The organism is Methanoregula sp. (genome assembly GCA_041645435.1).
Lineage (GTDB): Archaea > Halobacteriota > Methanomicrobia > Methanomicrobiales > Methanospirillaceae > Methanoregula.
This window is the reverse complement of the sequence record JBAZQB010000002.1, coordinates 582,165-605,664: the sequence shown is the minus strand read 5'-3', so window position 1 is coordinate 605,664 and position 23,500 is coordinate 582,165. Positions and strand designations below refer to the sequence as shown.

General features: G+C 49.2%; 11 protein-coding genes. 3 read left to right on the top strand and 8 right to left on the bottom strand.

Going from position 1 to position 23,500, the window contains the following annotated elements; genetic code table 11:
• Window positions 1-27: 27 nt before the first annotated feature.
• The 6 genes from WC593_06495 to WC593_06470 all read right to left on the bottom strand — a co-directional run bounded on the left by WC593_06495 (window position 28) and on the right by WC593_06470 (window position 13,850).
• Window positions 28-2,181, bottom strand: coding sequence for a hypothetical protein (locus WC593_06495; GenBank protein ID MFA4824793.1), 2,154 nt, complete (start codon window positions 2,179-2,181; stop codon window positions 28-30).
• Between the two features lie 315 nt (window positions 2,182-2,496).
• Complete coding sequence (locus WC593_06490) at window positions 2,497-5,103, bottom strand: AAA family ATPase (GenBank protein MFA4824792.1); 2,607 nt, start codon at window positions 5,101-5,103, stop codon at window positions 2,497-2,499.
• Between the two features lie 49 nt (window positions 5,104-5,152).
• Window positions 5,153-5,641, bottom strand: coding sequence for a hypothetical protein (locus tag WC593_06485; GenBank protein MFA4824791.1), 489 nt, complete (start codon window positions 5,639-5,641; stop codon window positions 5,153-5,155).
• A gap of 183 nt (window positions 5,642-5,824) precedes the next feature.
• Entirely contained in the window at window positions 5,825-9,190 is a 3,366-nt protein-coding gene (locus WC593_06480) for a UvrD-helicase domain-containing protein (GenBank protein ID MFA4824790.1), read from the bottom strand.
• Between the two features lies 1 nt (window position 9,191).
• On the bottom strand, window positions 9,192-12,332 hold the full coding sequence (locus WC593_06475) for a PD-(D/E)XK nuclease family protein (GenBank protein MFA4824789.1): 3,141 nt from the start codon (window positions 12,330-12,332) through the stop codon (window positions 9,192-9,194).
• Window positions 12,333-12,371: 39 nt separating this feature from the next.
• Window positions 12,372-13,850 carry a hypothetical protein gene (locus tag WC593_06470; protein MFA4824788.1) on the bottom strand — a complete coding sequence of 493 codons (1,479 nt, stop codon included), beginning with the start codon at window positions 13,848-13,850 and terminating at the stop codon, window positions 12,372-12,374.
• A 110-nt stretch (window positions 13,851-13,960) separates the two neighbouring features.
• Between WC593_06470 and WC593_06465 the strand changes: the two genes are divergently transcribed.
• A complete protein-coding gene (locus WC593_06465; protein ID MFA4824787.1) occupies window positions 13,961-14,089 on the top strand; it encodes a hypothetical protein in 129 nt (42 codons plus the stop codon).
• Between the two features lie 64 nt (window positions 14,090-14,153).
• Here WC593_06465 and WC593_06460 read toward each other — a convergent pair whose 3' ends face one another.
• Window positions 14,154-14,939, bottom strand: a complete 786-nt coding sequence (locus WC593_06460) for a V4R domain-containing protein (GenBank protein MFA4824786.1) — start codon at window positions 14,937-14,939, stop codon at window positions 14,154-14,156.
• Window positions 14,940-15,025: 86 nt separating this feature from the next.
• Here WC593_06460 and WC593_06455 point away from each other — a divergent pair, with 86 nt between their 5' ends.
• Both WC593_06455 and WC593_06450 read left to right on the top strand, forming a co-directional pair.
• A complete protein-coding gene (locus WC593_06455) occupies window positions 15,026-16,243 on the top strand; it encodes an FprA family A-type flavoprotein (GenBank protein ID MFA4824785.1) in 1,218 nt (405 codons plus the stop codon).
• Window positions 16,244-16,369: 126 nt separating this feature from the next.
• Window positions 16,370-18,958, top strand: a complete 2,589-nt coding sequence (locus tag WC593_06450; protein ID MFA4824784.1) for a PAS domain S-box protein — start codon at window positions 16,370-16,372, stop codon at window positions 18,956-18,958.
• A gap of 235 nt (window positions 18,959-19,193) precedes the next feature.
• Here WC593_06450 and WC593_06445 read toward each other — a convergent pair whose 3' ends face one another.
• Window positions 19,194-23,390 (bottom strand): PAS domain S-box protein, encoded by a 4,197-nt coding sequence (locus tag WC593_06445; GenBank protein ID MFA4824783.1) that lies wholly within the window; start codon window positions 23,388-23,390, stop codon window positions 19,194-19,196.
• Window positions 23,391-23,500 lie beyond the last annotated feature (110 nt).

Sequence of the window (23,500 nt, the reverse complement as noted above, 5' to 3'; positions counted from 1 at the left end):
ATGTGATCGAAGATAGTGAGATATTGATTAGTTTGAGTTCATACCAGATTCAATCATCTTAGGGGTCCATTTCTTCTTCGATCGGTTTTCTGGAATAAAAAATTTCGTTCGAATAGTTAATTCTGGATAATCCTTTCGAATTGCATCATATAGAGTAGTCAATTGCTTCTTATTATTTCCTTCAATTCCCTTAGATATTGAGCAACAATAAATCCATAGTTCGGCGTTATCAGTTTCAGTTAATCTCAATTCAAGGATATCATATTCGTTTTTATCTGTTTTAGATTTATTAGCCGGATCAACGACTGTGTGGCCGCTGATAAACATTTGAAAAATTCCTTCAGGTTGTTTGATTTTTTCAATTAAACAAAGAGCTTCAAAAATGTCGCCCCATTTTTCTTTTTCACTTTGATCGTTAAGTTTCTGGATTAACACTTCGCATATTTTATTTTGGAAAACGTTTGAGGTCTCACTTTGAAGTAACTTAATGGGAAGATTCAAAATATCTCTGAATATTCTTATGTATGCTTCGTTTTTATCAAAATGAGAATTTTCGACATATGATTTAAGTTTAGATAAAATCATTTCTTTCCATATTGTCAGATCAGATTTCTTCCATAAATCATCAAATTCTGGATCCTTGGATAACACATCGATATATCGAATAAGAAATAGATCATTTTGAGGGTCAATCTCATCAATTTTTATTATTGATTCCGCTATTGATCTAAGGACCGCAGAATTTTTGACTGTATGAAGTCGAGTTTTCGATAATAAGTTACCAATTCCCTCTCTGACTTTTGTGTAATCATTTGGAGAAAGAAATCTACTTAAATTTGCTATTATTTTTAATAGCTCACTCAGATCTTTTTGTTTTTTATTCTGAAAAACAAGGATATCGAAATATTGTGTGTTGTTTTCGGGAGATGGAGATTCACCATCATCTGGCGAAGGTAAATACTCTGTGTCATCAAATAATTCAACTTGTGAATAATCAATTGATACAAGAATTCCTCTATCAAAAGGATACGATAATAGATCAATCTTAGGTTTATCATCTCCAATTAGAACATGTTCAATTTCAACAATCGTATTAGGTTTAGAGAATTGGACCCCAATAATGCTAAAAACACGATCGAATGAAAGATGTTTTTTAAATAATTTATCTGCTCTGTCTATCCATTGTTCAGGGAGATCGATTTTTTTATTATTCTTATTTTTACTTTCACAGATCAACCATCTAAATGAATCATCATCATAATCTGATAACCAGCGGAAATCAAAATTTTCCGATAAAATTAATGCAGCGACAATTTTCTCGTATAAACGGGTAAATGAAATAACTTGAGGTGTTGTGTAAAAGACTTCATTTAGGTATTCTAAATTATGTATTAAAAATTGTTCTTCTACAGTAACAATTCTAATATCTTCCAATGCTTTTGGATAAAGTTGTCGAGGTGAGATGTCAATTTTTATCGTACCAAAATATAAAGAATCCCTTTGAACGTAATCAGCCCTATCTGCTAAAGACAAATATTGATATCCATGAGATTCAAAATCGATTAAATTACCGATTATTATTTTTTTGTCTTCGTCAGTTAATTTTCCATCTCTAAATTTTGAAGAAAATTTATTCCAATTTTCTAACAATAAATTTACTGAAAAAAATCTGTAGAGATACTTAAAATCTTCCAATGAAAAAATTCGTTCGATAAATTCACTCTTTTTGATGTCTTCGAGATCTAAATATTGTAACGAATTTTCAATTTTTTTCCTTACTTTTTCTTTGTCTTTTTGACTTTTTTCGAGATCACTTACAATGAAAGAGATCAATAAGGCTCGTTCGGTCGAATAAGTGAAAGGGAAATGACCTAGATGAAGAAATTCAGCAGAAATTTTTAATGGACGATAATATTTGGGTTCGATCTTTTTTATTCCCTCTTTTTCGTTAATATCAATTAAACAATTTATTTGATAAATTGCTCCAATGGCATGTTCATATTTTGAATATTTTGCCATCTCAATAATTTCTGGTAATAACCCCAAACTATTAATTTTCTTTAATCGTTCGAATGACGGTTTTACAATATTTTCTATTACTTGCATTTCAATGGACTCATCAATGACACGATAAAGAAGATCATGACGAAAATTTTTAGTGACAATCATTTCATCAACCAAGATTTTTGAAAAACAACATATCTTTTTTCATCTTCCTCGTTTACATCTGCATTATAACATTTGGACTCAAATATAAATAAGCATTGAACTTAGAGAAAGACCAGAATTGTTAATTACATAATCAAACAATTATCATTAAATCAAGAAGGTGAGGAGTATGCCCCCGGTTAAGGTAAAACGCATTCATAATCCTGTGACAGGTAAATACTATGAGTTGCGGCAACGAACAACGGATTATGGAAATGCGGGAGAAATCAAAGGTTTGTGGAGTTCTAAAAAACGAAAGTGAAAGTAACACCATCAAAATTTATGGAGTTATTTTCGTCGTTCCCTCACATCATTACTTCTCTTCTCAACAGATAAACGCCATTTTTCTAATGTATTAATATCTTCCAATAATTCGTCCGGAGGGGGAACTCTAATTCCAATCGCCATTGCTGTATCATGAGCTTCGGTAATTTTTGAACATTTATTGATGGCTTGTTTTATTTGTATATGGTCAGAATCATCAACAAATACATCTCGAAGTCTCTGCGTTTCTATTGATTGTCGGAAGCGCAACACAACTTGTCGCAAAAGTACTTCTTCAACGCCCCTTTCCCACGCACTACGTAAGAGACTATAAGCTTCTTTCGTTTGTTTTCGAAATTCTACCTCATCACCATCTCGGTGAATTTTGGCGATTACCTGGTGTTTTGCTCTTAAGAATTTGACACGTGCTGAAGTATTCATTCCTTCAAATGGATTCCCAGATTCAGGAATGCCATAGTTACGTCCCTTCTTAATAAGGCTTTGAGTCTCAAAAGGAATTCCTGTTTTTTCTGCTTCATCAATTAATACGAACAAAAAATAGAGGTCGTGCGTGAAGATAATTACCTGACGTTTATTTGATTCTTGAACTAAACGTTGAGCTACAAGCTCCCTTCGCCTATGATCCAAAGACGAGATTGGATCGTCAAAAATAATACCAGCAGATCCACCCTTCAGATCAACTTCTGCGAGGAATGAGGCGATGGCAATTGCCCGTTGTTCGCCTTCACTAAGTATATTTCTCGGATTTTTCACACCCGGGAGATCTAATATCAATTTATAATTTGTTTTACCCTTGTTGCCTATACTTTTCCAATTCAGATTAAGATCGAGAACATCAAGTTTTTTGAGTTCTTGTTTGAGCGCCCCCAACAAACTTGGTGTGATCACATTTTGCGATAGATCATGTCTTTTTTTTGTGATTCCTGTAGTATCCAGTTCTGATAAACATTCTTTAAGTTGGGACTGCCGACGCATTTTTTCAATTACTGCGAGAACGGCACCTTTACTTTTTGATAACTTCATTCTGGAGTCATATTCATAGAATTGAGTCTCCAAAGATTTTCGTGCAGAGTTATCCACCATCCGTTCTAATATATCAGCCTCGTTATCGAGATTAACCATTAATACGGAGAGCTCTTCAACGGGGCAATTTGAGAGTGGTGCAATATTTGTCCAAATATGAGATGTAAACGCCGACAGAATTTCTGAATAGCGGTCAATTAAAGATTTTTGGTATCTTTGGCATTTTTTTGCAAGATTTTTATCAGATTGAGAGATCTCTTCAAGAATTTCATCATCAAGACCAACCGATACATCAAGGAGACTAAAATTTCGTTTCGCTTCAGAAAGGGAATTGAAATGTTCCCGAGAATTTTTCTCTGTTTCCTGATGGATATAATCCTCAAACAGTTGAAAGTGTTTAGCCCCCCTTTCGAGAAGCTGTTGGCATAAAGGACATTTGGCTCCGTCTTCGATATGTGGAAATAGTTTATCGGGGTATGCTTCTTTCGAAAACTTTCGGGCAGCATCGAATAACTCTCTCCACGCTTCTCCACCAGTTCCTGGAAGGTAATCCCCGGTTATTTTGAAGTTGTTGGCAGCAATTTCCGCTGCTAAATGAGCGGCCAGATAATCCTTATCGAATTTTTCGAGATGGGCCAAGTTTGTATCATTAACTGCAATGGTTTTCTCATTAATAATCTCAAGGAGGCGATTTATCCGGCGGCATTTAATTCGCAATTGATTTGCTTTGCCTTTGGGGTCAATTTCGTGAATATTTTTAAATAACCGACCGTGTTGAGCAATTTCTTCGGGTGCGAGGGTCGCTAATTTTTCTACCTGTTTATTTTCGGTTGCGCTCGACAAATTCTCAACGAGACAACCAACAGATGTTGATCCGGATAACTCAGATAGAGATTCCACATCAGGAACATTTTGGTCAATTTCATTCGAAATTTTTAATTTAAGTGTATCACAAATTTTCACTAAACCATCAAAAATATCAAACCCATAAGGGATATACGAGAAATCTCCTTCTTTGTCAAGATATGCACGGGCACAATAATGATCAAATATAGCAATTGTTGAAAGTAATTCTGGGGCGGGCTTTCCATCAATCCACACTACTTCTTGATCAACATCATTAACTCTTAGTTCAAAGATGGCTTCCGCTTTTCCAGTTTTAGACGGATGAAGATATGCATTTGGAAGGATCTGCTCAGTTTGATCTCTGGCACGACAAGCCCGTTTCAGAACCCGGGAATAACCAGATTTCCCCGAACCATTATCTCCATAAATCACGGTTAATCCGGTTGGGCCAAGTAATAGTTTTTGCTTATCAGCGATTGCATTAACATTCACAAGGTTTTTAATACCCAATAATTCGATGTGGACTCTAGGGTTTACTGGAATGGCTATTTGATCTGATTTTAATTTTTGAGGTTTGCGTTTTTTTGGATCAGGAATTCCATGTTCAGATTTGAGAAGGGCATAGAGATCTTCAATATCATCAGCTGAAGGAGTGTGATTCTCGAACAAACGCACAATAGCATCATTTTGCCAATGGGGTAAATCTTTACTCCAAGCCAAGATTTCTTGAAGAACGTCCATTTTTCTCCGTTGAAGATTTTAATTTAGCAGTCAATAATATTCAGTCAATTCACGATAACGATTCATAGTCTAGTGAAAGTCCGGAATTTATTCGCGAAATTTCACATTTGAGACAAAGTTCTTTATTTCTAAGTTCCTGAAGGAGATCATTTGCATCCCTAGATGTACCTTCCAATATTTGAGATTCCTCACGAGGTTCTCGTCTTTGTTTGGCTCGATAAACTATAACGAATTGTTCATTATCCTCCAAAGCACGACGACAAATCGCTATCATATAGAACCGATTGAATTGGCCGGTAGCTAAGATCCCAATACTAGAATCAGGCTCATATTCGAGTGTGTAATCCCACGGTTTTTTTTGAGGTTTGAGATGTTTCATCGCACCTGCCATTTCTAATTGAAACGCAAGCCAATGTTCATCAAATTGTTCTGCTGCAGTTCGCAATAATCGAATCCAATTCTTTTGGCCAATTTCATTAAACCGTGTGCTGAAGTAAATATTGTCAGATTCTTTCGCACGTAAAATTTCTTCACACATTAAGTCCCGCGTTCGTTTATCGAGTTTTAAGTATTCGAACTTTGGGTATTCGACCTTTGTGTTCATAAATTCCTCAAATTTTGAAATAATTCCAAAAGGACCGGATAACTGTAAAGGTACCTGATTGTTTTGAAGTATCAATATACCGTTATTATTTTTTCAAATTTTTAATAAATAAATTCATTATGAGGGAAGATTTTTGCTTTTTGTGGGGATACCTCTGATTTTTTCGAGAAGTTGCTCGGTATTGATCTCTATTTTGCGATACTCCCCAATCTCTGTAAAATACACCCACGCTGCAACAACATTCTTCACGATCTGCTGGGCCACCTCAACATAAATCGATAACGAGAGAGCATACTCCTCAGCAAGTATAGTGTAATCTACTGACGCCTCACTCTTGTAATCGATCACAACCCAAGTCCCATCATCAAGTTCACACAACCGGTCGATCTTTCCCGTCACCGGCTTCCCCTCAAGAGTAATAACAAACGGCACTTCACAAAACGATCGTTTCACTCGCTTCATCAGGTCCGAAGAGAAAAAAGCAGAAACAATTTCCTCACACTGCCGGACATGCTCCTCCGAATATTCCCCATATTCCTTCAGCACCGTCGCAGCATCCCGGCCCCGCAACACCTCATGAATGATCGTGCCCTTGACAGCCCCGGGAACGCCCGGTAAATATTTCGAAACCCCCGGCTCCCGGGCGTGAACCGGTCCCTTCTCCAGCTCCGAAACCGAAACAACATTCACCCGCTCCGGTCCGGCAGAATACACAGGCGCAATCCACGTCCCAACCTTCCCCGCACATTCCTCAGGAACAACAAGCAGCGCAGGTGAGACCCGCCCCGTCTCAGCAGGAATCGCCAATGGATCCGAAACAATCGAAAGACGGAGACCGTCAGAAGGCAACACCAGTCCCCCCGCAGCAATCGCATCCCCGGTCACCGATAAAGCAGTAAATACCCACTCAATCCGGGACCGGCCCAGATCAAAAGACAAACCCGAATCCTCCGGCGCAGTCCCGCTCATGAACAGATGATCCCGGGCCCGGGTCAGTGCCACATACAACAAACGCTTCCTCTCGGCCCGCTCCTTCTGGCGCTGCAACTCCCGCAGCATCACCATGACGGCACTTTCCGTCATCTCGTAATTGTCAGCGGGGTTGGGGACCCTGACTCCCACCATCAGCGGGTTGTCCCCAATCATGATGGGGCCGGGGCGGTCCCGGAACCCAGAGCCCATGTCCGGGACAAACACAATGGGGAACTCCAGGCCCTTGGCCGCATGGACCGTCATGATGTTGACGGCATTCTCTGCAAGGGCATCGAGAGGCGCCTCGCCCTCCCGCTCGTCCTCGTCCATCGCCTGGCGGAGATCGGCGGTGAAGTCAGAAAGCGCATAGTTCCCCGCCTCCTCGCGGTTCCGGGCCATGCTAACGAGCTTCTCGATATTGGCAAGGATCTGTTCCCCGGCCGGGAGAGCGGCATACACCGTGTAGACCCCGGACTCCGATAAAATCTGGCGCAGCAGCGAGACCAGGCCGGACCGGCCGGCGTACTGCTGCCATGACGTGAGCAGCTCGCGGGCCCGGGTTGCCGGCCCGGGACCGGTCCGGTCTGCGTACGTAACCAGTTTCTCCCAGAGGGTCCGGCCATTCTCCTGCGCAATGCTGAAGAGTTCCGTATCCGCTACACCAAAGTATGGGGACCGCAGGATGCCCGCAAGGCTGATGTTGTCGTGCCGGTGTTCGAGGAACGCGAGGATATTGCAGAGATCGTACACTTCCTGCCGGTGATAGAACCCGGTCCCCCCGTGGACATAGAAGGGGATCCCGTACTCGCCCAGCGCTGAAAGATAATACGAGAGGTTGGTCCTTGCCTCAAGCAGGATCGCGATATCGCCGTACCGGGCCGGGCGCTGGACGAACGAATGATCCTGCTCCTCGGAGTACACTAAAAGCGGCTGTGCATTTACGATGCTGTGGATCCGCCGGGCCAGCATCCCGGCCTCGTTCCGCTTGGTCCCGGCCGCATCGCTTCCTTTCGGCGGAAGCAGCAGTTCCACCGAACCGTCATGACCGGCGCGGCTTTCGGAAATTTTTACCGGCTCGTACCCGAACTCCCACGGCTTCTCCGCAGAGGCAAGCAGCCGGGAGAAGATGAGGTTCGAAAGACCGATCACTTCCTTCGTGCTCCGGAAGCTGGTGTCAAGGTTCACCACCCGGCCCTTGCAGGCCGCAGAGATGATCTCCTGCGCCTCCTTGAACCGGGTCACATCCGCATCGCGGAAGAGATAGATCGACTGCTTGGGATCGCCGACAATGAAGAGGCAGTCCGTTGTGGGCGAAGGCGTCCCGATGATCGAGAGGATGATATCAAACTGGGAAAGGTCCGTGTCCTGGAACTCGTCGACAAGGATGTACCGGAACCGGGGCATGAAATGCGTTGCCACCAGTTCCCGCTGCTCCACGAAGAGCTGCCGGGCATGGAGGATCAGGTCCGAGAAGTCGAGACCCCCGACCGAACCTTTCCCGTTACCGGCCAGCTCCGCATACCGGGAGAATACCACAGAGAGATCCCGCAGGAACCGGACCGACCCGGTGATCACCGGATCAGCAGTATCGACCGTCATCCGGAACAGGGAGTTCTTCCGCTCCAGGATTTCTGCCAGGTTCTTCCGGGCTTTCTTGAAGTCATCGAGATCTGCATCCTTCCAGGCTTTTTTGCTCCCGATATTGCCGGGTTTCCTGCACGCCAGTTCGAGCGCGGCAGAACAGTACTCTACAGAATCCGCAGGCTCAGCAAGCCGGCACAGGAGCGGGCGGATCTCCTGCAGAAACACTGCCGCCTTGTCATCTACTCCCTCGTACGCAGATGCAAACCCGAGCAGCGTACGGAGACAGGATGAGAACGAGGGATCGCTCCGCAGGGCAGCGATCTCCGCATCGCGGAATGCATCCACTTCCCGCTTCCACACATCGAGCACTTTTTTTTCATCAGCGGCAAGCGCAGCAAAGAACCGGGCATACTGCTCCCGCTTGCCGTAGAGTGCGGAGAGGATTGTCTTTAAGCTGTACTGGTCCGTGATGGAAAGGACATGGACCAGCGCCTCGTTGGCCGGGCCTTCCTGCCGGGTATGGATCAGTTCTTCGTACGCGGTGCTGTGGATGCGGGAGACCTGCTGCTCATCCAGCACGGCAAAGCCGGGTTCCAGCCCGGCTTCGATCGGGAACTCCCGGAGCACTTGTGCACAGAACGAATGGAAGGTCTGGACCGGTGCGATCATGAAATCCTCGGCCGCCTTCTCCCATTGCGGGCCTTCCTGCCTGAGGATCTCGGTCCGTATCCGCTCCTTCATCTCGGCTGCGGCCTTGTCAGTAAACGTCAGGGCAAGAATCTGCGGCACCGTCACGCCCCGGGTCCGGAGGAGGTCGATATATTTCTGGACCAGCACGTAGGTCTTGCCGGTGCCGGCCCCGGCCGTGACCACCATGCTCCGGTCATGTTTGGTGATCGCTTCGCCCTGTCGCTCAGTAGCTGCCATATCAGGTCTCCTCCAGTACTTCAAAGACCCGGTAGGGATCGAAGCGACAGATCCGTTTGAATTCGCAATAGGTGTTCGGGCATTTCTCTTCGCGGGGGAGCGGGAAACTGCCGTTCCGGATCCCGTCGATATACGCAAACGCACAGTCCCGCGAGTGCTGCATCATGCCGGCAAAATCTTTGGAAACACGGGGCCGGGAGATCATCAGGTCCTTTGCAGCCGAATCCGCGAGCACAATGCTCCGGTCCACCTCGCGCCGGATCGTGTAATAGCCCCCGCCGATTCCGTGGTTGCCGGTGATCTTCTCAAACGCAAGAAGGTAAAGGGGCAGCTGCAGGGCAGTTCCCGCCTCGATATCTTTGGTTTTAGGATGTTGCGAGCCGGACTTGTAATCATAGATCAAAAAGTATCCGTCCGGTGTGAGATCGATCCGGTCGATCCTGCCCCGGATGAATACCTTCCGTTCACCATCCGGTGAAGCAAGTTCAACCGGCTCAGGAGATGATGCAGGATCGTCCGATGCCGTTGTTCCCATGCCAAAGGAATATTCAAACAGGGACGGGACGAGCGGTGATGCAGATTCATCCGTTTCATGAACCAGGAATCGTTCGAAATACCCGGGGCCGGTATGCCGGTCCCCGAGCATCAGGATCCGGGTTGCATCCCAGAGCGGGCTCTGGAAGGAGTACGTGTCCAGTTCTTCCGTGGCAATCCTGAGGATCATTTCGGTGGCATCAACCAGGGAGGCTGGATTAACCCGGGTCTGGCCGGCAGAACGCCATTGCCGGTAAAAATTACTCAGGATGTCGTGGATAGCCGTACCGCGATCGCTGGCCGAGAGGTTCGGTTCCACTTCCGGCAGGGCCTTGAGATTGATCACCCGGTTTAAGAAATATTCAAACGGGCAGCTGGCATAGGTCTCAAGACTCGTCGGGGAATACACATGGTCCGGACCGTACCGTGTGGCAAGAATTTCACGGATCGATGCATCGGAAAGAATGCCATCAAAGGGAGAATCGCAGGTGCCCCGGCGATAGTACCGCTCCATATTGATCCGTGAGACAAGATCGCTGATACCCAGTGAACCCGGAATCAGACCGAGAGCCGCGCAAGTCTCATCATCACATATTCTTTCACCGGCCCGGACCGCAGCAGTGCGACGGGATGCGGGTATAACTCCGGCAGCATCCGGCCACGGCCGATCACCGGTTCTCATCCGGACCCGTTCGAAGAATGCGGAGGTGAGCAGCGGCTTCTCCCCATCGGCCAGCGGGGCACTCAGGTACACTGTCTTCTGGGCCGAGAGCAGGGCTGCAATGAAATAATATTGTTCTTCCCGGAGAATTTCGGCAAGCGAACGGGTCCCCATCCGGGTATTTTCTAAAGAGTTGGTGAACGGGAGACGGGTCGTCAGCCGGGGGAACGTGCCCTCAACCAGCCCACCGATAAAGACAACCGGGAACCGGAGGTGCTGGCATTCGTGGGGACCGAGAACAGCAACACCATTGGAATCCTGCAACCCACTCTCATCCCCCTCTTCACCAAGGGAGGAAATTAACCGGGAGAATTCCTGTGCATCGATGGATTCATCGGCTGGAATCCACGCAGCATGAGCGAGAGCCTCAAGAAGGGAAGAGAACTTTTTACATGCCTGTATTTCCCGGTCTTTGATGCGTTCTTCCGGTGCGGCATAGAGATGGGGGAGGTTACGGGATTTTATGAAATTTTTAAACCCGCTGATATGATCCCGGAGCAGTTTCTTTCCCGAAAGAGCATCCAGATCGCTGATGAGGTGCCGGATCCCATCCAGCACGCGTTCTACGGTATGAACCGAAATACCCGGGTAGTTCTTTGCCCGTTCCAGGTCCTGTAATTCTGTATGGAGCCATGCCAGTTGTCGTATCCAGTCAGGGTGAGGGCCATCTATCCGGGCATACCGGGATACCAGGTCAACCTCAGCAGACCGCAACGGGAACGTTCCGCCCGGAACAGTTTCTTTGGTAAAAAACGAGCTGCCGATCAGCCGGACAAGATCCTCGCGGGCGTACCCGCGTGCAACGAGACCGGCAATACCGGACAGAAACTGGATGACCGGGGCCCGGGATAATTTCGGGCTGACGGCAGAGTTCCAGGGAATAGCAAACTCCTTGAATACCTCATCGATGAGACCGTAATCTCCTCCATGGAGATCCGGAAAAACTACGGCAATATCGGAAAGGGGTGTACCGGCAGCATTGAGCCGGCCGATCTCCGCTGCGATACCATATACTTCGGCATACCGCGAGGGAAATGTCTGCACCCGGAAAAGATCCCCGGCTTTGAGCTCACCGGTTTCCGAGAAGATACCGGAGATCTTAGCCGGGAGTGAAGATAGATCAGGTACCGGTTGAGTGCCGGCCGGGTTTCCCATCGCAGCATGGTTCCTGAAAATATTTTGATCAATACCCTCAGGAATAAAAATGGAAACGTTCCCTGCATGCTCCTCTATGGTGTCCAATAAATCCTGTTCAAGCGGATCAGGCTCGTGAAAGCCATAGAAAAATACGGTGCCGAGAGGGGATGATTCGCAGCGGTCCAGGTAATCGATCGTCCATTCAAAGATCGTATCATCATCGAAAAGATCCAGTTCCCTCAACCGGTTCCGGTATTGAATGATAATCGTGTCTAGCTGATCACTTTTTTCACTCTGGAGATTCAGAAGGCATTCAGGAAACGCAACCTTCCTCATCAGCGTGACATGCATGAACTGCATGAGATCATTGAGCGTTCCCGGATTCGGATGATCGTGGGTGATGAAAAGTGGGACCTCTTCTGCATTTTCCTCAAGAAGATCGCTGAGCAGGAGTTTCGATTCACTCCTTGACAGGACCTGCTCGGTCGTCCGGTTCTCTTCAAACAGTATCCTGCAAAATCCTTCAGGAGTGCAGATGCGGGAAGAGATGAAGGGAATATTTCTCTCCGTCAGTTGCCCGGCGACATACAGGACGAGTCTTTTTGTGGGAAGAAGCAACCAGCTCATGAAAGGATCTTCTTTTGCCGCTGTCACAAAACGACTGATGACGGAATCCAGCTGTTCCCCGGGAAGTCCGTAATCAATAGAGACATTCCTATCAAAGGAATCCAGGGAAGATTGCGCTGGCATGATATGTGGTCTACCTGCCGGGAGAAAAAATGGCGGGATTTATTCTAAGAACTTGTCGAGCGGGATCGTTTCGATCTTTTCTTTCGTCACTGCCGTGACATCGATCTCACGGGCTTCCGCTTCTTTGGTTATCGCTTTGACACCGTGCTCAAGTTCCTTAATTGGGATAAGTTTCTTGCGCTTCTCCATCGGGGGATTCATCTTCTCCGCTTTCTCGTAATCCACGACCTTCTTGAGGATCTCATCCGGGAGGGATTCGCAGCTCTTGAGAAGACCCAGGAATTCATTGAAGAAGTACGTGTCAACCTGCATCCGGCGCTTTGTTGCATGCGCAAACTTGCCGATGACATGGCAGATCTTCTCCCGGTCTTCCGGGCTCAGCTGATCGACAAACTGGTAATCCTCGATCTTCCGGAGAGCAAGGACAACCGGTTCAAGGCATTCGTGAGTGACAATATACACCTGGTAATCAGCCATGTCGAGATGGAAATCATCCAGAAACCCGACCGTGTTGGCCGGGACAACAAGGAAAATATCCTTCTTGACATTCTCTTCTTTGGCATACTTTTTCGCTGCCTCTGCCTGGGTCTTGATATACAGCGGGAAATTCCCGAGTTCATCGGAATTCTTCGGGCTCTTGGCATCGAAGATGACGTACTGGTCTGCTATGATGAGTGAATTATCAGGCTTTTTCCCGGATACAGGGAATTTTTCCTTATCGCAGTACTCAATGGTGTGCCGCTGGCAGATCGATCGCAGAGATTGCTCGACAACTTCCTCGTGCTTCTTCCAGGTCTGCTCCATCTTGGCATACTCTGAACGGATCTCTTCATTCCGCTCGGCCTGCAACCGGAGGCGGTCATCTTCGAGCTGCTGACGGAGTGAATTGAGTGCGGTGACACGCTGGTCATGCTCCCGCAGGCGGTCCTCTTCGATCTGGTGATACTGGGATAATTCCTGCTTGACGGCTGTAAGCTGGGCATTCAGGTTTTCACTTTTTACGGTGAGAGTGGTGATATCCTCATTGAGTTTTTGGATCGTTTCGCGGTTTTTCTTATCCGCTGCCACCAGTCCGCCGGCTTCATTTTCCCGTTCATTGATCTTTCCTTGCAGATCCTCGTTCTTTGCTGCAAGCGTGACCATATCGCTCTTCAACCGGAGAATGTGATCCTCGCTGTTAGCCTGTGCTTCTGCAAATGTTGCCCGCTCTCGTTCTTTTTCAATGATCTTTTCGTTCAGGGACCGGGTGCGAAGTTGTTCTGATGAAAGATCCTGCTGGAGACGCGTTGCCTGCTGCTGCTGGTACTCCAGACTCTGGGAGAGATCCCGGTTTTTTGAAACAAGTCCGGCTATTTCAGCATCCTTTTCCTGCACAAGATTCTGGAGACGCTGGTATTCCCCGAACGCATCGTACCCGGAAGATACAATGCCATTCCATGAAAAAAGACGTTCGAAAAAGCCGACATTCTTTATTCGTTCAAAAAACCTGCGGAGATGTTCGAAAGGGGGAGCGTCCATGGATTACACCTATATGGAATTATTCTCTGGAGCAATTGAGGAGTTCTTGGAGTACACTCCTTATTAACATACTGGGCGATGGGTGAAAATGAGGCTTTCCCCATTACCTGATGGATTCTCAAGCACTATGCAATCCCTTAGGTTCCGGTGTCGCGCTATTGATGCAGGGCGAGTTTGCAAACACGCTCGTGATAGAAATGAGCGCAGACGGGGCGAGCCGGGTCAAGGAAGTGGAGTGAGAAAATAGCAGGTACCGGGAGCGGCGAAAACAGGGAACCGCTTTAAAAAAAAATATGAAGAGCCTTACCGGGGTGTGATGACGAACCGGCAGTGATCATCGCCCATGGCAAAACAGGCCGTTTCATCGACCTGCTGACGTTTTCTGAAATGTTCTGAAAATACCTCCTCGAGGATCCCGGAGTCAAAGGCACAGGCCGGCCGGCCGAGCTGCGGGAGATTCCCGCACTCAAAACAGTCAAACGCCCGCAGGGTCAGTGGTGCAAGCGACTCGACTTCCAGCGTCCCGAGGTTATGTTTCCGCCAGAAGTTCCCGAGTTTTTCCAGCAGCACGGAAAGTTCCTTGTCCGCGAGGTTTGCCGCTATCGTGCGGCCTACCCGGTTCCCGGATTCGCGCAGCACCGGGTCAATATTGATCCCTTCAGAAAGGAGCGAGACCCGGATCGTGCGGAACATGTACCGGTAAAAACCAAACGGATCATCACCGGCAATCAGCTGGCCTGCCCGGTCCGCTCCATCATCAACCATAATACCACCCGTGAGGTTTCCCAGGGAGTGTGACCGGAAAAAGAAGATCTTTTTCCGTTCATCCTTTGGATCGATCCTTGAACCGATAATCCCGTCATGCTCCAGTCCCTTGAGGTGGACCGAGACGGTGGACTTGGCCCGGCCGGAGAGTAAGACGATCTCCTCGAACGTAAGATCGCGGGTGCTGATCACCGAGAGGATCTTCACGCGAACCGGGGACTGGACCGTCCGTATGCCGGCAGGAGTGGAAAAGAGCCCGATAGCCGACGGGTCATCCGGTCGGGATAAGGGCGATCGTTTCTTTGTAAGCGGTTGCGTTTTCATATCCTGCTATTAAGTTTCGCAACATTCATATATAATTTGTTCGCATACAATAGAACATTCGTATTATTACGAACAAAGTGAGAACCATGAAAGCCGAATCCTACAAGATCGCTGATGGCGTGTACTGGGTCGGGTCGCTGGACTGGGACCTGCGGACCTACCACGGTTACACCCTTGACGGAACGTCCTATAACTGCTACCTGGTCTTTGGTAAAAAGACCGCGCTGATCGACAACGTGTACCCGGGCCACTCTGCCCAGATGTGGGCCCGCATTGCCGACGCATTTGTAAAGGAGGGGAAGAAGGAACAGATCGATATCATCGTCCAGAACCATGTGGAGAAGGACCATTCCGGTGCTCTTGTCGAGATCCACAAGAAGTTCCCGAAAGCACCGATCTACTGTACTGAAATTGCAGAGAAAGGACTACTCAAGCACTTCCCGGCCCTTGCCGGAGCTGACTTCCACCATGTGAAGACCGGTGAGACGCTTGACCTTGGCGACAAGACGCTTGCCTTTGTCCAGGCACCGCTCCTCCACTGGCCGGACTCGATGTTCACGCTGTACGCGGAGAAGGGGATTCTCTTCCCGAACGATGCATTCGGCCAGCACATCTGCTGCGCGAAACGGCTGGACACTGAGATTCCCGAGCACGTCCTGATGGATGCCACGCAGAAGTTTTACGCCAACCTGATCGTTCCCTTGACACCGCTCTTTTTGAAGAAAGCCGAGGAACTGACCGGCCTTGGCCTGATCGAGAAGGTAAAGATGATCGCCCCCTCGCACGGACAGATCTGGACAGACCCCGGTAAAGTCATCGGGGCGTACGTGGGCTGGGCATCAGGCTCATCCATGAAGAACAAGGTGACGATCATCTACGACACCATGCACGGGTCGACGAAGATGCTCGCCCACGGGCTAGCAGAAGGGGTCATCGCGGGAGGATGCGACGTGAAGGTCTTCAACCTCCACGATGACGAGCGTTCCGAGATCGTCAAGCACATCCTGGACTCAAAGGCGATCATGGTTGGCGTCCCGACCCTCAACGACATGCCCTACCCGAGCATCGGGGACCTGCTGTACTATCTCAAGGGCTTACACTTCAACCGGACCGGTGAGCGGTTTGCCCTCACCTTCGGGTCTATGGGCGGCAAGGGCGGCGCCGTCAGGATCGTAGCTGATGAGCTGAAGACAGCCGGGTTCACGGTTGTCGGATCGCAAGAAGTCCTCTATGTCCCGGACGCTCCCGAGCTGGACAAAGCATTCGCAGCCGGCAAGGCAATGGCGGAACGGATCCGCAAATAAATTTTTTTTCCCGCACGCGGAAGCAGTCACAGCGTTTAAATCAAATGAGAATATAAAGACATCCAACGGCAGGGAAATTCCGTGAACATTGTCGGCAATATTCCTTGGTGATTCCATGAGGATATTATGAATGTGAGCCGTGAGATGCCAGGTATGCGATCCTCGGGCAGGTTTCAAAGATTATTCCTTCTCGTGCTTTTTCTCCTCTGCCTCATTACATCGCCTGTTTTTGCCCTTCCGGATCAGCCCGGCCATGTCCGTAACGTCCTTGTCCTGAACTCGTACCACCCCACGTTTGTCTGGACTGCCAGCCAGTCGGACGGGATCATCGATGCACTCGGAAAATCCGGCCTGAACCTCTCGGTATCGGTTGAATACCTTGACTGGAAGAACTACCCTGACAAAAAGACTATTGACAACGTAACCGGGGTGTACCTCAATAAATATGGCTCCCGCCCGTTCGATGTGATCCTTACCACGGACGATGCAGCTCTCAATTATGTAATCGGACACCGCGGTGATATCTTCGGTGATGCACCCGTGGTCTTTTCCGGGGTGAACAATTACGCGCTCCTGACCCCTGCCCAGCGCGCCAATATCACCGGTAAGATCGAAGAGATTTCCCCGGAAAAAACCCTTTCCTCGGTTTTCATCCTCTTCCCGTCAACCAGCAGGATCTATATCCTGTATGAGGATACCGAAACTGGCAGAGGGATAGCAGATCGGATCAGGAACGCAGAATCCCCGTACAGGGATCGTGCGGAATTCATCTATATCACCAACATCACCTTCGATGAGATGGCCACGACTGTCCGCTCGTTTCCCGCAGGTTCGGTGATCATCAGTGCGTTTACCCGTGATCGGGCAGGGATGGTCATGGACCATGACCGGGTAATGGCGCTCCTGAAAGCCAACGCTCCCGTGCCGGTCTTTTCCATGTATGATATGGCCATGGGACACGGGGCAATCGGGGGGAGCATCCTCTCCGGCCGGCACGAAGGCGAGGTTGCAGGTACAATGGCAGTCCGGGTTCTCAAGGGCGAACCTGTAACGGCAGTTCCCGTCAATACAGGTGACACAACCATCTATATGTTTGACCAGGACCAGCTCGATCGGTTCTCGATTCCTGTTGACCGGCTCCCGGCAGGCTCCATGGTCATCAACCGAGTGCCGGGCATCCTCGACCTGTACCTTTTTGAGGTTGTGGTCGCGGTCCTTGCCATCCTCATCCTCATAATCTGTGTTCTCGTTCTCATGTTCAACATACGGAAACGGAAAAAAGCTGAAGAGGCTCTCGTCGAAAGCGAAAGGAAATACCGTACCATCCTTGACAGCATCCAGGACGTTTTCTACCGGACCGACCAGGATGGCAAGCTTGTCATGATGTCTCCTTTCGGTGCAGAACTGTTCGGTTACAATACCACAGATGAACTGATCGGCAGGGACATTGCCGGACAGATCTACCTGAACCCTGATGACCGGAAGACGTTCCTTGCTGCGCTTGGCAGGGAAGGTATTGTCCGGGACTATGAAGTGACCCTGAAACAAAAAGACGGGACCCCGATCACAGTCTCGACATCCAGCCATATCAATTACGGGCCCGGCGGAACACCTGCCGGTGTGGAGGGCATCCTCCGTGACATCTCTGCCCGCAAGAGGGCAGAGGATGCATTGCGGGAGAGCGAACGTAAATACCGGGCAATCTTCGACCAGACGTACCAGTTCACCGGACTGCTGACTCCGGAAGGGAGGATTCTCGAAGCAAACCGTTCCTCCCTGGAATTCATCGGGCTGCAGGAATCAGATGTTGCAGGTAAACTGTTCTGGGATACCCCGTGGTGGGTCCATTCTGAAGAACTGCAGGCAAAACTCCGTGTCGCTGTTCAGGATGCAGCCCGGGGAGAATTTGTCCGCTTTGAAGCAACACACCCCGGTGTTGACGGAAGCCTCCATTACATCGATTTCTCGATAAAACCGGTGAAGGATGAATCGGGGAGAGTAATCCTGCTCATCCCGGAAGGCAGGGACATTACCGAGCGTAAAAGGGCCGATGAAGCGCTGAACCAGGCAACAAAGAAACTAAACCTGTTGAATTCTATCACCTTTACCGATATCCAGAACGCAATATTTTCCCTATCAGGATATTTCGAGCTGGAAAAACGGGTCACTCGGGACGAAAAAACGCAACAATATCTTGGTAAACAGATCGGAATTGTCCAGAAGATCACAGAATCACTGAAGTTTGCAAATTTATTCCAGAGTCTTGGGATAAAATCTCCTGCATGGCAAAACGTTGAACAATCCTTCCTCCATGGTATATCACACCTGGATATTTCTCAATTCTGCCGTCAACTCAATATCAGAGGATTGGAGATCTACGCCGATCCACTCCTTGAGAATGTTTTTTTCACGCTCGCTGAAAATGTTGCCCTGCATGGGAAAACTGCAACAGAGATTACGTTCAGGTATCAGGAATCCCCGGAAGGACTCACCATTATTTTTGAGGATAACGGTGTGGGGATTCCGTCCGGCATGAAAGAAAATATTTTTGACAGGCACTATGAAGAGAAGAAAGGTCTGGGCCTGTTCCTCGTTCGGGAGATCCTTTCCATTACCGGCATCTCCATCAGGGAAACCGGTGAAGCCGGAAGGGGTGCACGGTTCGAGATTTTTGTGCCGAAAGGAGTGTATCGGTTTTCCCCTAAGATGGAATAACCAACAGAACCTTCGGAGGGACAGCGTGGAGGGAACAACCTCTTAACCACCCTGCGCACGCAGGAGTCCCGCTTCCCCCAGATCCTCCTCATCTCCCATATCGCCGAGATGCAGGGCGAGTTTGCGAACACATTCGTGATAGAAATGGGCACCGACCAGTCAAGCCGGGTCAAGGAGGTGGAGTGAAAAACGTGGGAAAACAAAATTCCCCAAAAGAAAGATCCTGGACCGCGTGTCAGGTAGTTCCGGAGAGCCGGTATCCATCTTTTGGCACAGCGATCACGAACCGCACTCCCTTCCCTGGCTCACCGGTCTCCTGGATCGTCAGGCCGGTAATGGCAAGGATTTCCTGCGAGAGGAAGAGGCCAAGACCGGTATTTTTGCCAAAACCTTTCTGGAAGAGATGCTGCTTGTCTTCCTGGGATATACCGACCCCGTTGTCCTCGTACACGACCTCCGCCCCGCGGGCTGTTTCATAAAACGAGAACCGGATCCGGCTGACTGTCTCACCGTGGCGGAGCGTGTTCTCCATGAGATTGTAGAATACTTTCTCAATAAGGCTGTCAGCAAACACCTTCACGGGAGGCAGATCAATAGTGACCTCAATGGTATCAGGAATCGGCAAGTGGGATCGCGTCGTCTGGATAATCTCCAGGATATCCAGCCATTCCGGGGCTTTGACCCCGAGGTCCTCATAAAATTTCGTGAACTCGATCTGGTTGCTGATCGCTTCTGCAGCACGCTCTTCTTTATTCATAAAATTGAGAAGTTCAGGATCGTTTGTGTTCATCTGGGAGAGTCCAAGGAAGCCACGTAATGTCAGGAGCTGGTTTTTGATATCATGGCGCGTGATGGAGGAGAGCATGGTGATCTTCCTGTTCGCCTGCCGGAGCGCATCCTCCATCTTTTTGCGTTCCGTGATATCGAGAAGCGAAATGACCACTTTATTAAGCGTCTGTTCAAAGCCGGGGACCACGATCATTTTCAGTAACGCGATCTTCCTTTCAGCCGACACGGTCTGGAGGGGGACCTCGCACTCAAACCAGGTCTTTCCCATGCTTATTGCTACGAGTTCTTCCCGGAATGAATCGTATGATTCGGGGGTAAAAACTGATGACAGGCTGTCGGAAAATTCCTGCAGGGAATGCGCACCGAAGAGGGTCATGCTTGTGCGGTTGATCCGTGTTACATTCACCATCCTGACACAGGACCGGACATCTTCCGGGTGCGTCTCAAAGTAGGTTTTGAAATCCCTGACCCCTTCTTCTCTTTTTGTGTCCATCCAGAACCTGATATCGGATAAGTCCTCTTCCCAGAGAGAGACCGGGGACTCGTCAAACAGGATGCGGTACCGTTCCTCACTCTCGCGGAGCGCTTCTTCTGCCACTTTCCGTTCCGTGATATCCAGCAGGTTACCGGAGATCGCAGGCCGGCCCTGGTACGGGATCAGTGCCCCCATGATACTGACATGGATGGTCCGTCTGTCCCGGGTCACCATCCTGCATTCATACACGCTGATCTTCTCCTTGTGGTCAAGACGGCCCTGCATCTTTTCCCTGACTAGTGCCCGATCGTCGGGATGGACCAGGGTCATGGGGTCCATTCCGATCATTTCCTCAGGAGCATACCCGTACATTCCCGCAAACGTGGGGTTGGCATACCGGATGACACCATCCAGGAAAATATAAATCCCCGTCAGGGATGCTTCGCTTAAGGTACGGAACCGCTCTTCGCTCTGGCGCAGGGCGTCTTCTGCCAGTCTCCGTTCTGTAATATCAATCAGGAGGTGAACACCTCCGGAAATTTCACCATTTCCGGAAAAAACCGGGTCAACTGCGGCAACAAACCACCGGTTACCGATCTTCAGTTCAAGGCTCTCGCGCTGCCGGCTCTTTTTTGCTTTCTCCATCGGGCAGCCTTCGATTGGGTTGGCGGTACTATGCATGATCTCGAAACAATACCTGCCATCAATCTCATCGGCAGGTTTTCCGGTAAATGTTTCAAAGGCACGGTTGTGCCGGATAATCCGTCCTTTGTCATCGAGCAGGAAGACCGCATCAGTAATGGCATTGAACGTTGTCTGCCACTCCCGCTCGCTTTTCAGTATTGCTTCTTCGGCCTTCTTGCGCCCGGTGATATCGCGCCCGATGCCCAGGACCCCGATGAGTTTTCCATAGGTATCATACATCGGCGTCTTGATGGTTTCTAAAAGGGCACGGTGGCCATCATCGGCAAAAGTGATCCATTCCTCGTTGATCACCGGCCTTTTCGCTTCCATGGCGATACGATCCCGCTCTCGGAAGAAGTCGGCCAGGTCCTTTTTAACAAAATCATGATCCGTCTTGCCGACAATATCGGCTTCTTTTGCACCAAAGAACCGCTCGAACATGGTGTTGCAGGAGAGGTAGATACCCTCTGAATCCTTCAGCCAGATCAGGTCGGGGAGGGTCTGCACCAGCGTGCGCAGGTGGCCTTCGCTGGCCCGGAGCGCCTCCTCGACCCGCTTGCGCTCGGTGATATCCCGGACAACAGAGAGCACCAGTGTTTTATCATCGTGTCTGAGAACATGGGCGTTGATCTCAACCGGAATGACTATCCCATCCCTGTTCCGGTGTCCGGTCTCAAACCGTGAATGCCCCCTGGTGATGATCTCCTTACCAATATCCTCAATCGGGCGATTGTGGTAATCCGTGGCAAAATCGAGCGGGCTGTGCTGGAGCAGTTCCTCCCGGGTGTATCCCAGCATCCGGCAGGTAACCTCGTTGACTTCCAGGAACTTCCCGGGGAGGCCGTCATCCCTCACTTCGTGAAGTTCAATCGCATCATTGATATTATTGAAGATCTCCCGGAACTTCTCCTCACTCTCTTTGAGTCCCTCTTCGACAATCTTCCGTTCGGTGATATCGGTCAGGAAGAGCGTGAGCCCGATGACATTCCCGTTTTCATCCGTAACAGGGTTGTAGATATCCTCATACCACCGGCGTTCTAACGCCGTATCGCCATAGGCCTCGATCACGCTGAACGATTCCCCGGCAAAGGCACGGTCGAAATTGATGACCGCTTTTTTTCGATCTTCAGGACTCCGGATATAATCGGGCATGCTGTTCCCTAAAACGATGTCTGCCCCCCAGATCTGTTTCATCGTCCTGCGGTGGTTCTCATTGAAGGCTGTGTACCGGTATTGCCGGTCAAGAGCAAAGATCACGACCTCTTTCGGGCTCTCCACAACACCCTTGAGGATGGCAAACGATTTCCTGACAGATTCTTCCGCAAGCTTGCGGGCAGTGATATCGGTATGAGCGGATATCCAGACGTTCCCGAATTCAGGATGTTCAAACGTGGATATCACCGCAAGGCACCAGAAGGTTGTCCCGTCCTTTCTGATGTTCTTGAGTTCTCCCTTCCACTCTCCCCGATCACGGAGTACTCTTATGATCTCCCGGGCAGTCTCCCCGGGGCTCATCTCCTCGTCGGGTGCATTCAGAACGGAAACGGGTTTGCCGACAAGCTCGCCTTTTTCATACCCGAACATCCGGTCGAATTTGGAATTGGTGTACACGATCACCCCATCGCTGGTCCGGACAAAGTTAATCCCTTCTGCAATGGTTTCGAAGATCTTGTTCTGGATACGGAGTCTCTCCTCAAGTCCCATGCGTTCGGTGATATCCCTGTTGCTCCCCCGCCGCCCGATCAGGATACCCTGCGGGTCATACATTGCCTGGCAGACATGTTCGATCCAGCGGGTCTGCCCGTCCCTGCGGATCATGCGGAACTGGAGGAGAGATGGATCGGTTCTCGTCCGGTAGGTTTCCAGGTGTTCCTGAAACGCTGCGCGATCATCGTGATGGATAATCCGGATCATGGTGCCGGAGTCTGCATAAAATTCGTCCGGGTTATAGCCGGTAACAGGCTTGCAGGACGGGGTGATATACATGTAATTTCCATCGGGGTCGGTCCAGAATTCACAATCTGTGGTGAAATCTGCATGCAGCTTCAGCTTCCGTTCACTCTCCTCCAGGGCTTTCTGGCGGGTCATCAGCTGCTCGGACAGGTAAGCAACAACTGCAGCAATCCCGACAAACACGGCGAAACGATACCATGCACCGGTAATTATATCGGGCTGTACGGAATCAAAGAAATAGACAAGCCCGACATACGTAAGCGAGAGGAGCATTGCAGCAAGGAACCCGCGATAACGGTAGCGATAAGTAAGGAGCACGATCGGGAAATAATACAGGTGCATGAAGATGATCGTGATGCCGTGCGAGAGGCAGTAGACGGAGAAGAGCAGGACTGCGGCGGTGCTCGTAACAATAAGAGCCAGCCAGCCACGCTCAGAAGATATCCATTCCGGAATCCTGCCGGCTTCTCCAGACGTAGGAACACGGGGCTGTATCAGGCCATGGCTTTGTTTTTCATCCGGTCCGGCCATCTGTCCATCTCTTCCGATCTGTCGGATGCCTGAGCGCAATCCAGGCAAAATAACCTTAGCAATAACGATAGCTACCTTGTATTTAAATCGCACGATAGCAGGTCAGAGTA